The following is a 15,928-nucleotide window of genomic DNA, read 5'->3' on the forward strand; positions in this document are numbered from 1 at the left end:
AATTACCACTGAAACGGTAATGTGGTTTTTCAGTACTTTATTTCTCGTTTTTTCACCTTCTCCTACAAACACGAAATACTTGTAAAAGTGTTTAAAACTAAGGATTTCTATATAGTTTCTCTTTGTAGCAACGATACACACTCCACATGCAACGAGCGGGGTGGATTGATGTCTTTTACATTGTCGGTAGTCGGGAACAAGTCAAAGGCTCTTTTTGCACTATCGGTAGGCGGGAACAAATCAAAATCTTATGAAAAACTTATTATTTCCCAATACTATTGTATACAGCTAATGCATCAGTAATATTATACTGTTCAGAATGGATATCTCCTTTTGCACCAGCTGTAATCAATATATATTCTTGGTTACCCACTTTTGCAAGACTCGCAAGACACAGACCAGCTTCATCGGTATATCCAGTTTTCCCTCCTAAAATTTCTCCTCCAATAATGTTTTGATTGTTGAGTTTTTCAAACATGGTACTATAAAATGTTATCCCTTCAGGGTGCTTATTCGTGGGTTGTGTGGAATGTCGAGACGAAGTAAAAATCTCCCTGAAAGTTTTATTTTTCAAAGCGTAATTTAGAAGAATAGCCAAATCTTTGACTGTTGTGTAATGACTTTTATTGTGAAGTCCTGTGGTATTTTCAAAATGGGTGTTGTACATCCCTAGTTCTGCTGCCTTTTGATTCATCATCGTTACAAAGTCTTGCTCCGAACCAGCAATCTGATCCGCAAGACCAATACAAGCTTCTGCACCACTTGGAAGCATCACTCCGTATAAAAGGTCAATAGCTCTTACCTTCTCTCCTGGCTGGAAACCGGCCATAGAAGCATTGGCGCTATAAAGACCATTAAAGGTATTATGGGTTAGTTGTATTTCTTTCTGCAAATTTGTCAAATTTTCTATCGCAACAATAGCTGTCATCATTTTAGTTAACGAAGCAGGGTAGATCTTTTCTTCGCTACTTTTTTGCATCAGAATATTTTGATCTTCTAATCGGATTAGGATCGCATGGCTACTGTTTAGTTTATCGAGAGATATAGAAACAGAGGAATCGGGTTCTATATCTGCAGAGGGAACAAGCGATGTATTATCGTCATATTCTGTTTCAAACCTATGTTGGTTTCCTGGAGTAATGATGAATTTGAAAACAAAAACAGCAACTATCAATGAAAATATAACAAATACGCATATTCCAGTCTTTCTCTTTTTCACTTTTCGTACCACAATAAATCAACTCCTTATTCTGCGATGATAGTATTATTTAAACACAGGACAAGGAGCTATGTTGGAATTTCATCTTATGAATTTCTTAATATTTTCTTAAAGCAATGGAAGTTTTACTGTAAATATTGTATTTTCCGAATTGCTTTCTACAGAAATCGTCCCACCGTGAGCTGTGACAATTTCTTTTGCGATTGCCAAACCTAGCCCTGCTCCACCAGTATTTGTGGAACGAGCAGAATCTAATCGGTAAAATTTTTCAAAAATAGTATCAAGTTTTGTCTGTGGGATTGGATCTCCCTGATTCATAAACGTTATAACAATATTTTTATCCTGTTGCTCTGCAGAAATGTCAATGACACTATTTTCATCGCTATAGGCTATGGCATTTTTCAGAATATTATTGAACACACGGGCTAGTTTGTCTGCGTCTCCCCACAGAGTGAGTCCGTCAGGTACATTGACAGATACCTTCTTTCCCTGTGGAGTCAGCATCGGATAGAATTCATCTGCCATCTGCTGGAGCATGAACAGTAAATTTATTTTTTCTTTATTCAAAACAATAGTTTGAAGATTGAACCTTGTGATCTCAAAAAACTCATTGATAAGGTGTTCTAATCGATAAGCTTTTTCCAAGGTAATTCCGATATATTTTGCCTTCTGTTCAGGTGGCATATCAGGAGCCTCATCCAGTAGATTTAAGTATCCTATAACGGAGGTCAGAGGTGTCTTTATATCATGAGCCAAGTAAACGACCAAATCATTTTTGCGCTGCTCGGCATCAAGTGCAGCTTTTTTTTGTTTTTCCAAGTTGTTTTTTATCTGATTAATCTTAATTTCCATAAAATCCAATTCCGGTGATAATGTAATTTCATTATCGGATTCTTCAACAAGTTTATCCATTGCGTTAATTACTTCATCGAAATATTTAGTAAACCAAGAAATTGAAAATCTAAGCAAAATAACTAAGAATATGGTAATCACAATAAGTGTGATAATATCTTCATTATAAAGAAATGTATACCGATAAATTATTACAGCATCGCTTTCACTCAAGTAAAACTTATTCTTTAAAAATTCTACAATGCTCTCTCCAACACTGAGGTTGTCTTGAATTACAAAACGCAAGAAAATAACAGTTGCGACTGTGGCAAAAACAGTAAGGAGCATTCGAAAAAATATTTTCCCTTTTAATTTTGCATAATAATCCCTTCTCTTACCTCTGTTACTTTTCAATTTTATAGCCAACTCCCCATACCGTTTTTATATATTTTGGATGTTCCGCACTATCGCCCATTTTTTCTCTTAAATGCCGAATATGAACCATTACCGTATTATTGCTGTTACTAAAGTACTTGTCTCCCCATACCTTGCGAAACAATTCTTCAGAGCTTACCACTCGTCCTCGATTGGAACAAAGAACCCAAAGAATTGAAAACTCTGTAGGAGTGAGAGATAACTTTTTTTCATTCAGTGTACATTCATGGCTCTTTATGTCCAATACCAATCCGGAAAAAGCAATCAGGTGTTCTTCCTGCTTTTTCTCTGGAGAATTATATTTGGTAAATCTCCTGAGCTGCGCCTTTACACGAGCAACTAGTTCTAAAGGACGGAATGGTTTAGTGATATAGTCATCAGCACCTAATGTCAGTCCGGTAATCTTATCGATTTCTTCTTCTTTGGCTGTCAGCATGATAATTGGAAAATTATGCTTTTCCCTAATTTTCTGACATATAGTAAAACCGTCAATATCTGGTAGCATAACATCAAGTATCGCAAGCTCCAACTGTTTTGAATCAACACATCGTAACGCATCTTGACCGTTATAAAATTTGTAAACTGTAAAACCTTCATTTTTCAGATAAACTTCAATTAGATCTGCTATAGCTTGTTCATCGTCGACAACTAAAATATTGATACTCATAAATTTTTTCCCTTCTTTCTACTTGCCAATTGTCTTTTTATACCTCTGCTGATTAGATGAAGTCTTTTCAATAGCTTTTATATTACCTTCCATTTTATTTACGTAGTTTAAAAATAAAGTCCCAAGCAAAAGTCGATCCTTTCTGGGTATTCTATTCCATACATAACCCTTGAACAGGTCTTTAACAAGAAAGACTTCACCTTCATTCAAGTTTTCAGTTTCCTTAATAGCTTCTTCTAGTAGCTCATTAACATCACTCATGTTGTCATCTCCTTATCAATAACAATATAAACAACATTGTCAATAAGATTATATGCTTTTTACCAATTCCAGTCAATACGAAGAAAACCACCAATCAAGAGAATATATCTCCTGAATGGTGGTCATTCATGAAGGTTATGTTTATACATCTACTTCTACACCAGATTTAAATTCAATAGTTAGTTTACCATCATAGACCGTTATTTTCTCTATAAGTCTCCTTACTAGTTGCTCATCATACTCCTCAAGGAGGGTGGATTGTTCATTTAGGAATTTTTCCATATCTTCTAGCCTTTGCTTGGAGCCTTTTTTGCCAGCTTCTTCTGCTAAAGCCTTATGCCTTTCCTCTCTGAGCCTATAAATCTCATCGGCTATATCGTTATAATCTTCTTTGGAATTGGCCAGTCTCAAAAGGTCTTTTTGTAATTCCTCTAGCTTTTTATCTATCTCGGCGACAATATTATTGTCTGTTTCACTTATTACTGTTTCTATATTTTTCTTTAAAGTAACCAAAAGGTCATCTTTTTGTCCAAGTAGCTTATTAATTGCATCCACCGTAGCAAGACCTATCATATCCTCCAGCACGGTTCGGGAATGACAAGTTAACCCTGTATTCTCAAGTCTACTGACGCATCTCCAAACAATCGATTTTTTGCCTCTGTTATTCCAATGAACTCTACGGTATATTTCACCACACTCTCCGCAGAAGATAATTTGCGAAAATACATGATTTGAACTAAAGTTTCTTTTCTTTCCACTAGTACTTATATGTCCTCTACTTCTACGAACTAACTCTTCTTGTACCTGCATGAAAATTTCACGTGGGATAATGGCTTCATGGTTATTCTCTACATAATACTGAGGTACGATTCCGTTATTCACAACCCTCTTTTTTGTAAGAAAATCTACCGTATAAGTTTTTTGGAGCAATGCATCACCAATGTATTTTTCATTGCTTAATATTTTCCTTATAGTACTGGTATGCCACCTTTTTTTCCCCGCACCTGTAAGTATGCCATCAGCTTCAAGTCCTTTTTTGATTTTATCCATACTTGAGCCTTCAAGATACTCTCGGTAAATCCTTTTGACTATTTCAGCTTCCTCCGGCACAATTACTAATCGCTTATTTTCATCTTTGGTATATCCTAAAAACCTAGAACAATTGACCATTACCTCTCCCTGTTGGTATCGGTATTGATAGCCAAGCTTTACATTCTGGCTTAATGACTGGCTCTCTTGTTGCGCTAAGGATGCCATAATGGTAAGCATAATTTCACCTTTGGCATCCAGTGTATTGATATTTTCTTTCTCAAAATATACCGCAACATTTTTATCTTTAAGTTTTCTGATGTATTGTAGACAGTCCAAGGTATTTCTAGCAAATCGGCTTATTGATTTGGTAATAACCATATCAATTTTCCCAGCCATGCACTCATCAATCATTCGATTAAATTCGTCGCGATTTTTTGTATTTGTGCCGCTGATACCATCATCAGCAAAGATCCCTGCAAATTCCCACTCTGAATTCTTCTTGATAAACTCTGTATAGTGTTCAATCTGCACTTCGTAACTACTAGCCTGCTCATCACTATCTGTAGAAACTCTGCAATAAGCAGCGACCCGAAGTTTTGGTGTTTCATCTTCTTTTCGATTGTTGCCTACACGTTTTATTGCAGGTATAATCATTACATTTTTATTAACTGCCATCTTGCTGCACCTCACTTTCTATTAAGCTATATACAAATTCCGCTTGTGTAAAAGGATTTGTATACTTCTGAACTACTTGTCCTATGGTAAATTTCTTAGAAATAGTAGGTTTATCTTCTATCTTGGGTTCAAAGATTCTTCCTAGCTTTTTCGCTCTCTTTACCCTCTCTGCTTCTGCTCTTTCGTATGTCTCTTTATCAATGATGGCAGGGTAATAATCATCACCAAGATAACGTTCATTTCTTAGCATCCTTCCAGCAGTTCCATGATAAGCATCTATTCCAGCAGTCTTTGCCGCGACCGATAAGGAAAGGCCTGATAAGTAACCCTTATACAAATTCCTAACCTTTTCAGCTTTTTCTTCATCGATAACTGCTATTCCATTCTCTATCCTATAGCCATAAGGCGTATGCGCCACTTTTCTCACATCCTTTCCCTTAGTGTGATTCCACATTTCAGAACAAAACCTATCTCTACCCTTGAGAAAACGATAATTTTTTCAACATAATCATTGAAAAGTTGGTCGTTAAATGAATTTATCATTTTAGCCTTATTAGTAAACTTTATTAAGTTGCTTACTTCCTGCACCTTTGATAATTCTCCATTTAAAGCATGAATTAAAGCTTCTTTTTGCTCCATATAATTATCTGCTTCCATTTGCAGTTCATTGTTTTCTCTGTTAAAAAGGGCAGGTTCTAGATAACCCTTTGCCATAAGCTTTACAAGCAGTTCTCTCTGTTCTGCATTTTTTTCAATTTGCCTCTCTAATTCCTGAATTCTTGAAAGGTTATCTGAGTTGCTCATTCCACGCAAAGCATCTAATAGTGGTTGTAGAATAAGTTTTCTACCGAAAATCAGCTTGTTAATCATAGTAGCAAAGGCCTTCTTTATATCCTCATCTCGAATAAACTGCATTGAACATTCTGTTATCTGCTTTAAGTGTTTACTACAACACCAGGCTACATATTTTCTTGTGCCGGATGAATGAATTCGTCTTTTAAAGGTGCTACCACATTCCGAGCAAATAATTTTTCCGGAGAAAGAATACCGGTTTTGGTACTTATCATTACGCTTTTCTATTCCCTTTTCTTTTGCCCTTTGATTTAAGGCAGCCTCTACTGCTTCAAACACTTCATGGCTGATAATTGCCTCATGGTGATTTTCTATTAAATATCTGTTTTTCTCACCATAATTGGTGCGCTTATTAAAACGGGAATCTGTATAGGTTTTTTGCAGTATAACATCCCCGGTATATTTCTCATTTTTTAGAATTCCTCGAATTGTCGTAGCCGTCCAACGGCCGCCTCTTTTAGAGGGGATACCCTTTTGATTAAGATCATCTGCTATTTTCTGTGTACCCTTGCCTGATAATACTTCTGCGAAAATATACTTTACAATTTCAGCTTGCTCAGGATTTACCACCATTTGACCGTCAATGTTGTCATAACCATATGGTGGGTATGAAATCTTAAAAGTTCCGTTCTGAAATCTCTTTTGAATTGCCCACTTGTTATTTTCTGAAATGGAGATTGACTCACTTTCTGCAAGCCCGCTTAATATAGAAAGCATCAACTCACTTTCCATTGATTGGGTATTGATATTTTCTTTTTCGAAATAGATATAAATCCCTAGGTCCAACAGTTTACGAACCATCTCCAAACAATCCGTAGTGTTTCTCGCAAACCTACTAATGGACTTTGTAATAATTAAGTCAATCTTCTTATTTTCACAATCTGACAGCATTCTGAGAAGTTCCGTTCGGTTTTCTTTTTTGGTGCCACTAATTCCCTCATCATAATACAAGCCAACATACTCCCATTCTGGGTTTGCCTTTATGTAAGTCTCATAATGGGATTTTTGTGCTTGTAGACTTACTAACTGTTCATCACTACCCGTAGAAACACGACAGTATGCGGCCACTCGTAGTTTAGGTTTGATAATCGATGCAACCTTATTTCCTTCTATTTTCGTTATCTTTTTCATCGCCTCACCTCCTTCTTGGTAGGTCACATATTACCTCTGAAACCCTTATATATCAACGACTTCAGGGCATTATCTCTGCTAAAAAAGGAGAGAAAGTTTGGCGGTTGAGTGCGTCTATCTTGTTGAATTCTGCCTCCGTTATTAAACCTTTTTGAAGCATCTTTCTCAGCAATTTTTCTGCTTGGATATAATCAAACTCACGTTGTAACTGTTCCTGTGATACTCTCTTAAGTACGGTGGTGCTTTTGTCTACAACCTCATCCGAGATCTTAGTAACTTTTTTATCCTCGTGCTGATTCACTAAGAATCACCTCCTACCTAATAGCCGTGGGAACAGGTCGAAGTTGAGGATTTGTAAAATTTAATTTGAATCAGAGCATAAAAAAAGAGCCTGCAAGGGAAGAACCCCTACAGGCTAGATAATCTAACAGTTTAATATTTTATTCAGGAATCTCGATGATTTTTAACTCGCCCCATTTGTTAATCATACTTAATAAATGCATCCGTAAAGCCTGCCTTTTTAGCTTTAGCAAGCTGTGCCTCAGCATTTGCACTGTCAGAATAAGCACCGATCTGCACTCGATAATATTTCTTTTTCACAGAGTCTACTGGTTTATTTTCAGCACTTAATAGTTTCTTCACATCCGCTCGAAAGGTGTCCATGCTCTTCCCATGTTTAGGGAACCAGTGCATCACATCGCCATGGTTACTGGCAATGCCCTGTTTATAACCTTCGCTGTGACAGATGATATCTTTTTCACTAAACCCATAGAGTTTGCAAAGATATACACAAAGCTCCAAGGCTTCCTTGTAAACAGCAGAAAAATACGAGGCATCGGTCAAACCGTCCTCGCAAATTTCAAATCCAATATGAGAATTGTTTGCAGTTCCTCCAGCATGCCAACCTCGGTGATTCCAAGGCAATGTTTGATAGGTTGCAATGGAACCATCTGCTAATTTACCAATAAAGGCATGGACACATACTTGACGGCCTCTCTTTATCATTAATATTATTATACTTATACCCCTATATGTATTATATGGGGCTGGATATGCCGTGTCAATTCATCTTAACGAGCGAATGTTTTCTTAGTCTCCGCTAAAAACAATAAGGCCGATGAAGCTTAATACTCCATCAGCCTTATTGATCTATTAAGAATGGTCCTCGGATTCGACTAAAGTGTACACATTGAATGTTGTAAAGATATAGTTGTCGTCGACATATAGGATTTGCTCCCTTTCATATAGCGAGAAACTTTGATCATAATCTGCCGCTTTAATTTCGCTAAACTCTTTAAAATCTTTGGTCACATACAAGGTAGGCTCATGGGACATAACCTTCTTCATAAAATAGTAGCCCTTATAATAGATTGCTCGAGATGAATAAGAATGACCATTTGTGAACATGTCACTCGCTTCGAATGTTTCGCTTCTCCAGTTTATGCCGTCATCAGATACCACTATTTTGTCGCCATTTATGACATAATATTTGCCGTCATTTATAAAAATTCGATGCGCATGGAAATGAAAGTTCTCAAAATCTGTACGCGGATCAAAATAGACAAATTCCCAGTTGATCACGTCCGTTGAGCGGATGATCCCGAATCCAAAATAGTCTGATATGGTGTTATAATACGCCTTACCGTCGAAGGCTAATTTCTGGTCGCCAGTAGTGAGACTTGTGCCCTTGCCTAAGTAATTGTATCCCGGAGGTGTTACGTTACGAGGATCGGTAATCGTGTACTTCGTCTCGCTTGTGAAATCTTCTCCATTTGATGAGAAGAACGCCCTCATGCTATGTAACAGGACAATCAACCCATCTTTTTCAAAAAGGAAAATGTCCGGTGACCTGGAGGAGCCTCCAGTTCCAGGCTCATGGTATCCCGATATGACCTCCCAGTTTGACCCGTCCTTTGAAGCGGCCACGTTAATTTGATCAGTCCCTAATAAGTCAAATTCGTTTCGTCCGTTTCCTTCATACAGCTTTCGTTCACCATTCTCGTCGACATAGTACATCGTTGCCGAATTGCCCACGGGTGTAAAATCTCCCACTGCCATATACTTAGAACCGTCGTAAATTAGTTTGCTGAGACCGAAAACAGGAATAGGGCCTTGATCCTCCCAATTTACACCGTCGGTGGAGATGAACACATGCGGCACATGGTATCTTCCTACGTCCCCAAGTGCAATATATTTTTCTCCATCCCATATCAAATCATGGAATGGTTGTGTGTATGTTTGCGTTTCGCTGGATGCATGATAGACGATCTGATAGCGGACTTGCTCCAATTGAATATTGGGCTTCTGCAGCATTTCATAAATGGTCGGCTTCCCTTCGAATTTGGCGACTAAAGTGCTGATGTCGGGAGCCGTTTCTCTAGCTTGTAAATATCGGGCGAGCATAACAGCTGCTTCTGCTCTCGTTGCTAAACCATCAGCGCGAAATGATCCATCTGTCAAACCGTTAACGATGCCCGAACCACTAGCTAATGCGACATACGGTTTGTCCGCACTCGCCAGATGTATTCCATCTGTAAAAGGTAATTTTATATACTTCATTTGCTGCAGTTCATGCAATGCTTCTTGCCAAACTGAGTGTTCTGTAGCCAAAGCTCTGCTGATCATTTGGCTCATCTCTAATCTCGTAATCGCTGCATTCGGAGCATATCCATGGGGATATTCACTCGGTAGTATAACCCCTTTATCAACAAGCCCGCTAATGTACGATTGTGCCCAATGTCCTGCGATATCCGTGAAAGCTGGATTCTCGCTTGATACATCCATTAAGCTCCCTAATATTTTACTAAATTGTGCCCTTGAGATGCTTTCGTTCGGCTTAAATGTGCCATCAGGATACCCTGCAAGAGCACCTGTTTGGACGATGAGTTCGATGTCGGATTGCGCCCAATGTCCCTGAATATCCTGGAAATTCACTTCTTCGTCATTCGTCGAACCAGTAGCAATAACAGGATGTCCAATACATAATGCGAATAGGAGCATTCCGGTAATCAGTATTTTTTTCATTTTCCTCTCCTCTGTGTTGTGTTTTAAATCATTCGGCTCGGCTGATAGCGACCATTACAGGTCAATCGACATCATCTCCTCTAGTATAAAAATCCTAAAATGTTATTTCAACATTTTACATCGCTTCCAAGTTTCCTCCGCTGCAACCAATGACTTACTCACTCGCGACTTTATGTGCATCTCCCGGCTAATTACGCTCATTTACGCACCTCCGTCATTCGGTTCTTGTGTAATAACTGTAATAACGGAAGTAAAATTTCTCTTATTTGCTCATTTTGGGCGATTTCCGTGAAATAGCGGAAGTGGAATTTCCTCTATATCGGAAATTTCGGCCGAAATCGCAGTGAAATTGCCAAATTCCAGCTTATAGCGGAACTTTGGCTTCCCTTATTTCGCGTAAAACCGCTCTTTTCCTCGAATAGCGGAATTTTCTGTTCCGCTATTCGGCACGGGCATGGCTGGCGAGACACCGTCACCGAACACACCTCTCAACTAAACGTTTGACGATAATGCCGATTACGATAAGCTTGCTAGTGGCTCTATATGTTTTTGGATAAAGGCCACTCGATCAAACACTCGCGGTTTGAATGTGGAAGCAATGGACACAACCAAATCTATACTTTTATTCACGTAGATGATATTCCCGCCATCTCCCATTGCTGACACGATCCCCTTCTCCGCATCGTGAACCCACCACAGAAAACCATATTGCATAGAGATGAACTTTTCGCCACATGATTGTTTGGGAGAAAGCATGTGCGTGAACCATTCCTCAGACACAATCCTCTGTTGTTGATACATTCCATCATTCAGACACATTTGACCGATTTTTAACATTTCATCAGCGGATAGACATAACCCGAAGCCTGCTACCGCTGTCCCTTGCGGATCGCATAGCCAGACCTTATCTTTAGGACTCTTAGAAGTTATAAATTGGATATGTTCTTCTTTATTTTGCACGGTAATACCAGACCGTGGTTCGATACCTAATGGCTCAAATAAATATGTATTGGCAAAGTCAATTGTACTCATTGCGCTTGCACGAGTCAGGATCTCGCTTAATATATGAATGCCCAATGTCGTATAGTGAAATTGGCCAGTTACCCCTTTACGCCCTCCCAACAAATCCAAAACTTCCTGCGTCCAATCTTTAGATGAGCATACCTTCGTCCAAGGCTCCGACTTGAATTTGAATGGGGCCGTCATCGTAAGCAAATGATGCAGCGTTACTTCTTGGATCGTTTTTTCGCCCCGCTTCACCTTATATTCAGGGAAAAAATCTAAAATCCTCGTCTCAACGCTTTCCATGAGATTTTGATCTATTGCAATGCCAATCAACAATGAAATGATACTCTTGGTGACGGAAGCAACATGTAAGTGGTGTTCAGAGCTGTAATTATTCAAGGATTGTTTGTACAATACCCTGCCACCTTTACTGGCTACGATCTGACAAATGTTTGGATAGTTTTGTTTCACAATTTCATATAAATCCATATTTCACATAGTCCCCATTCTTGATTATTCTCTATGAAAATTGTCAAATGATGATATGTATAGCAAGACTATGTCAATATAAAAAAATTTGCAACCATGTGATGGCACCAAAAAAATCGAGGGTGCGAATGACTCGCATCCCCAGATTTGTAAGTATGGTAGTATAATCATCACGATTCAATAATGCTGATGATACGGAGCATGATCATGGCAGCTTCAGCACGGGTGGCAGACGCATTCGGAACGAACTGGTTATTCCCTCTGCCCTGAATAATCTCTTGCTTACGCATCGCTTCTACTGCGGCTTTCGCCCAGGAAGGGATGTCCTCATCATCCTCGAACCGGGTGTGCTCCACCGTCTCTTCGCTGAGACCGATCGCCCTGGCAATCATCACGGACATTTCCGTTCGCGTAATTTGCTGGTGCGCTCTGAAGCTTCCATCTCCATACCCTTGCACGATGCCGAGCTTCAATGCCTGTGCTATTGCCCGTTCTGCCCACGAGCCGATATGCTCGCGATCAACGAAGGCGAGTTCGGCTTCCTCTTCTTCCGGTCCCAGGAGACGCATCAGCATCACGAGAAATTCCGCACGGGTGATCGGATTGTCTGGCCGGAAGGTGCCGTCCGGATAACCGGATATAATCCCGCGAGCGGATAATTGTTGCATGGCTTCTTGCGCCCAGTGGTTTTCAATATCGGTGAGGTTCAGAGGCTGTAATTCCTCTTCATCCGCTTCGATCTCATCCGTCACATCTGGCTTATCCGATTCATCCGGCTTATTCGTCCGAATCGGGCTTATCGTCTTGCTATCATTGCTGCTTGGACTATATACGATTACGGTGCGTATGACCGGATCTGCTTCATTGCCGGCACGATCCGCAACCCGGTACTCCAATTGGTACGTGCCTGATAGATTTGAATTCACCACATCTCCGCTTACTACGATCGCCGCACTTAGGTCACCGTCCTGTTCATCCCAAGCGGTTGCCCCCGGATCTGTGAACACACCGCCCCTTGGAATCTGCATCCGGTCAAGACCAATCAATTGGATAACTGGCTTATCCCGGTCGATGTTTGTAATTTCCAAATATTCTACTGCTTCGTTTCCGGCATAATCTCGGACATACACCGACACCCAACCGTTATCCTTCATTTCAATCGGGTCTGACCCGAGCGTTTCTCCACTTGTTGCAAAATATTCGAGCGGATGCTGTCCGAAGTCATACTTCTGCACCTCAATCCCATGCTGTGCATAGACAGACACCGTCACCGACACCGAACTGTTCGTCGGATCAGTAGGCATGGCAGTTAGCGTAATGTCCGGCTTTTCTCTGAAAATATGAGAGACTGTAAACGATGCAACAGCTTGATTTCCAGCTTCATCAAGCGCGTAGATCGTGTAGGTACCGTTCATCTTTACGACGAAGGAGCCATCAAACGATGTGCCGCCCAAATCAAAATATTCTACTGGCTGCTCGCCGATCGTCCATCTCGTATCGACAATGCCACTTGACTGATCGTATACGGCTACAGTTACGGTTACATTCTGATTCGTCAGCTTATCCGGATTGAAAACAGCCGGCTCGATAATCGGCTTATCTTTATCGATGTTGCTCACCACATAAGTCGCTTCGTCACTCACATTACCTGCCTCATCGATCGATCGGGCGTACACGGTTCCGTTCTCACTCAGGACGACCGGGTCCTTATACTCCTGCCATGGTTCTTCTTCACTCATTCGGTATTGTCGCAAGTAGGCGTCCCCCGGGTAGACAATCGTGACGGTGACGTCTTGATTGGTCGGCCCTGAGTTATCAGGATGTAAGGTCGCAGATGCTGGTGGCGTGCGGTCGAATTTCACTTGCGATCCGTCCGCTGTCGTTGTAATTTGGGCACCGTCATGACCTGCCAAGTCTGTGTAATCGATCGTAAATGCTACAACGTCCTCAATCTCGGTTCCTTGCATCGTGTACGTCGCTTGGTAAGCATCAGAGCCCAAAGATGTGACAGCTGCTGGTTGCTCGGCGATGGTGACGACCGGCAAAGCAGCCAACGTCTCTGATGCTTTAAATGTCAGCGAGATCACATCGCCGACTTTCGCCCACTCACGGTTGTCATTGCTGGACGTGATCGAGACGTCAAAGACAGTCGGCGGCTCATGGTCAATATTATCGACGGTATATTCAGCAATACCACTTACATTTCCTGCTTCATCTACAGCTCGGGCATAGATGGTGCCGTTCTCATTCATTTCAATCGGCTGGACATACACCGTCCATGAAGCGTCATCCTCGATTCGATACTCACAATAATCTGCATCCCCTGGGCAACCGACCGTTACCTTAACGGTTTCTTTCGTGGGCACTGTAATATCGGCTGAAAGCGTTGGTGCAGATGGAGGATCACGGTCAATATTATCGACGGTATATTCAGCAATATCACTTACATTCCCTGCTTCATCCACAGCACGAGCATAGATGGTGCCGTTCTCGTTCATCTCTATCGGCTGGGCATACGCCGTCCATGAAACGTCATCCTCGGTTCGGTACTCACAATGGCTTACATCCTCTTCCTCTGGGCACACAATCGTTACCTTTACATTACTCTGTGTGGGCACCGTTATATCGGCTGAAAACGTTGGCTTGGCCGGAGGTGTCCGAACAAACCGAATCTCGAAGCCGTCGCTGGTTGAAGTCACCCCTAACCCCACGTTGCCAGCCAGATCGCGATAGTGAATGGTGAACTTGATAACTCCTTCCGGGTCTGTTTCCTGCATGGTGTATGTAGCCTGATACTCCAAGCCACCCATATCCGCAATGGTTGCCGTTTGTCCGGATATGGTCACCTGTGGTAGGCCACTAAGTGCTTCAGAAGCCTTGAACGTCAGCACAATCTCATCACCGACTTTTGCCAGCGCCGGGTTCAAGTTGCTCGAAGAGATATACACGTCTGATAACTCCGGAGGGTCTCTATCAATGGTGGTAATTGTCATAGATTCCACCGCATCATATCCGGCAGCGTCTTTGGCATATACGGTATAGTTACCGTTTTCGGTCACAACAAATGAGTTGCCCTCGATGTCATCTCCAGATCCAGTACGGAAGTAATGAATATCTCGAATTCCCATCGCCCAATTAAATTCTACGATGTCGCTTGCGTCCTTTACATTTACCGTTACTGTTACATTCGTATTTGATGGCGTCGATGGCACTTCAATATCGAATGTTGGTGGATCGACATCGATAACGGTCGCTTCCACCTGGCCACTTTCCGCCTTACCAGGCTGGGTAAAGGTCACATATACCTTGTCTTTCCAACGCAAGTCTTTGCTGACCGATACGGTCACCGTGCCCGGGCTGCTTCCGTTCTTATTTGAACCGATCAGCGTCGTGCCGTCGGCCGCATACACGTTGACTGTTATATAAGCCGGTACGTTCTGTACAGTTACTTCGTTGGTTGTTCCATTGGCTTCAATAATATTTGCTCCTGTCGGGTCACTCGTCACCGAGAGCACATACGGATTCGTATTGCTCCCCGTCCCTCCTCTGATTCTCACCGAATCTTTCAAATATAGAACAGGCTGAACTCCGATGGTAGAATTGTTTGCATTAGGAGTGTCGAACCCGCACCCAGCGCCTGAACTTCGCGTAGCAATAATTTGCACGGTATTATAATAGCTAGGTGTGCGCGTCCAAACAGCAGTGCTGCTCAACACTGGCTGAAAATTGGAGCACAATGAGTTATCCTTATGTGAAGGTAAACCCAGCTTTTGCGTAATTGAAAGAGGATATATATCACTGCCTCCTGCCGTGTCATATTCAGTGTTATATTTAGCCGGTTCCATACTACGAATTTGCCATTCTGTCTCCGCAATCAAATCCCGATCTTCCTCAGCAGTAATGATCTGATCAAATTCATCATTCAAAAATCCGAATATTTGGTTCGCATTCCTATTATCATTAAAGGTGTGCCATTGCCTTTTCTTATAAATGGAATCCATCATTAAGTATGGTTTTCCATCAACTACATCGACCACGATCCACTTTCTTCCGCCCATCTCCACATACTTGCGGACATGATCTGATGCATTGAATTCGATATTCATGCTTGCCTTGACCGATTCCACCGGCACGGCAAACAACGTCAATGCCAACACGCATAACAGCATGGCCGCAAGCTTGCCATCGAAAAATGTAACCTTCATCACTGTGATCCCCCTTAGTTGATATGATTCGCATGTCCTGGCAGGACACCATCACGAACGATCACTCCTCTTTTGAAATGCTGAGGAGCCGCTATTCTACTA

General features: G+C 41.2%; 12 protein-coding genes. All 12 read right to left on the minus strand.

Annotated elements, in window-relative coordinates:
* Positions 1-262 precede the first annotated feature (262 nt).
* The 12 genes from AB4Y30_RS15175 to AB4Y30_RS15230 all read right to left on the minus strand — a co-directional run bounded on the left by AB4Y30_RS15175 (position 263) and on the right by AB4Y30_RS15230 (position 15,826).
* Complete coding sequence (locus AB4Y30_RS15175; RefSeq protein ID WP_368653038.1) at positions 263-1,231, minus strand: D-alanyl-D-alanine carboxypeptidase family protein; 969 nt, start codon at positions 1,229-1,231, stop codon at positions 263-265.
* Positions 1,232-1,327: 96 nt separating this feature from the next.
* The gene (gene vanS, locus AB4Y30_RS15180; protein WP_368653039.1) at positions 1,328-2,464 is read right to left on the minus strand and encodes a vancomycin resistance histidine kinase VanS; all 1,137 of its coding nucleotides are present in this window, start codon (positions 2,462-2,464) and stop codon (positions 1,328-1,330) included.
* On the minus strand, positions 2,454-3,152 hold the full coding sequence (vanR, locus tag AB4Y30_RS15185) for a VanR-ABDEGLN family response regulator transcription factor (protein ID WP_033826681.1): 699 nt from the start codon (positions 3,150-3,152) through the stop codon (positions 2,454-2,456). The genes vanS and vanR overlap by 11 nt, the downstream gene beginning before the upstream one ends.
* Before the next feature lie 18 nt (positions 3,153-3,170).
* Entirely contained in the window at positions 3,171-3,413 is a 243-nt protein-coding gene (locus AB4Y30_RS15190) for a single-stranded DNA-binding protein (RefSeq protein ID WP_033826682.1), read from the minus strand.
* Between the two features lie 141 nt (positions 3,414-3,554).
* Positions 3,555-5,120, minus strand: a complete 1,566-nt coding sequence (locus AB4Y30_RS15195) for a recombinase family protein (protein ID WP_368653040.1) — start codon at positions 5,118-5,120, stop codon at positions 3,555-3,557.
* The gene (locus AB4Y30_RS15200) at positions 5,110-5,574 is read right to left on the minus strand and encodes a recombinase family protein (protein WP_368653041.1); all 465 of its coding nucleotides are present in this window, start codon (positions 5,572-5,574) and stop codon (positions 5,110-5,112) included. Before AB4Y30_RS15200 ends, AB4Y30_RS15195 begins: the two co-directional genes overlap by 11 nt.
* Positions 5,544-7,103, minus strand: coding sequence for a recombinase family protein (locus AB4Y30_RS15205; RefSeq protein WP_368653042.1), 1,560 nt, complete (start codon positions 7,101-7,103; stop codon positions 5,544-5,546). The genes AB4Y30_RS15200 and AB4Y30_RS15205 overlap by 31 nt, the downstream gene beginning before the upstream one ends.
* Before the next feature lie 61 nt (positions 7,104-7,164).
* Complete coding sequence (locus AB4Y30_RS15210; RefSeq protein ID WP_205835865.1) at positions 7,165-7,404, minus strand: SHOCT domain-containing protein; 240 nt, start codon at positions 7,402-7,404, stop codon at positions 7,165-7,167.
* Positions 7,405-7,583: 179 nt separating this feature from the next.
* Positions 7,584-8,108, minus strand: coding sequence for an N-acetylmuramoyl-L-alanine amidase (locus AB4Y30_RS15215; RefSeq protein ID WP_368653043.1), 525 nt, complete (start codon positions 8,106-8,108; stop codon positions 7,584-7,586).
* Between the two features lie 147 nt (positions 8,109-8,255).
* Positions 8,256-10,127 carry an S-layer homology domain-containing protein gene (locus tag AB4Y30_RS15220; RefSeq protein ID WP_368653044.1) on the minus strand — a complete coding sequence of 624 codons (1,872 nt, stop codon included), beginning with the start codon at positions 10,125-10,127 and terminating at the stop codon, positions 8,256-8,258.
* Between the two features lie 516 nt (positions 10,128-10,643).
* Positions 10,644-11,621 (minus strand): serine hydrolase domain-containing protein, encoded by a 978-nt coding sequence (locus AB4Y30_RS15225; protein ID WP_368653045.1) that lies wholly within the window; start codon positions 11,619-11,621, stop codon positions 10,644-10,646.
* Between the two features lie 170 nt (positions 11,622-11,791).
* Positions 11,792-15,826: an S-layer homology domain-containing protein gene (locus AB4Y30_RS15230; RefSeq protein ID WP_368653046.1), complete on the minus strand. Its 4,035-nt coding sequence runs from the start codon at positions 15,824-15,826 to the stop codon at positions 11,792-11,794.
* Between the last annotated feature and the right edge of the window lie 102 nt (positions 15,827-15,928).

The organism is Ornithinibacillus sp. 4-3 (genome assembly GCF_040958695.1).
Lineage (GTDB): Bacteria > Bacillota > Bacilli > Bacillales > Amphibacillaceae > CALAMD01.

Excerpts from the sequence above, each read along its gene's own strand:
- vanR (WP_033826681.1), bottom strand. The coding sequence starts at position 3,152 with ATGAGTATCAATATTTTAGTTGTCGACGATGAACAAGCTATAGCAGAT.
- AB4Y30_RS15190 (WP_033826682.1), bottom strand. The coding sequence starts at position 3,413 with ATGAGTGATGTTAATGAGCTACTAGAAGAAGCTATTAAGGAAACTGAA.
- AB4Y30_RS15195 (WP_368653040.1), bottom strand. The coding sequence starts at position 5,120 with ATGGCAGTTAATAAAAATGTAATGATTATACCTGCAATAAAACGTGTA.
- AB4Y30_RS15200 (WP_368653041.1), bottom strand. The coding sequence starts at position 5,574 with ATGTGGAATCACACTAAGGGAAAGGATGTGAGAAAAGTGGCGCATACG.
- AB4Y30_RS15205 (WP_368653042.1), bottom strand. The coding sequence starts at position 7,103 with ATGAAAAAGATAACGAAAATAGAAGGAAATAAGGTTGCATCGATTATC.
- AB4Y30_RS15215 (WP_368653043.1), bottom strand. The coding sequence starts at position 8,108 with ATGATAAAGAGAGGCCGTCAAGTATGTGTCCATGCCTTTATTGGTAAA.
- AB4Y30_RS15220 (WP_368653044.1), bottom strand. The coding sequence starts at position 10,127 with ATGAAAAAAATACTGATTACCGGAATGCTCCTATTCGCATTATGTATT.
- AB4Y30_RS15225 (WP_368653045.1), bottom strand. The coding sequence starts at position 11,621 with ATGGATTTATATGAAATTGTGAAACAAAACTATCCAAACATTTGTCAG.
- AB4Y30_RS15230 (WP_368653046.1), bottom strand. The coding sequence starts at position 15,826 with ATGAAGGTTACATTTTTCGATGGCAAGCTTGCGGCCATGCTGTTATGC.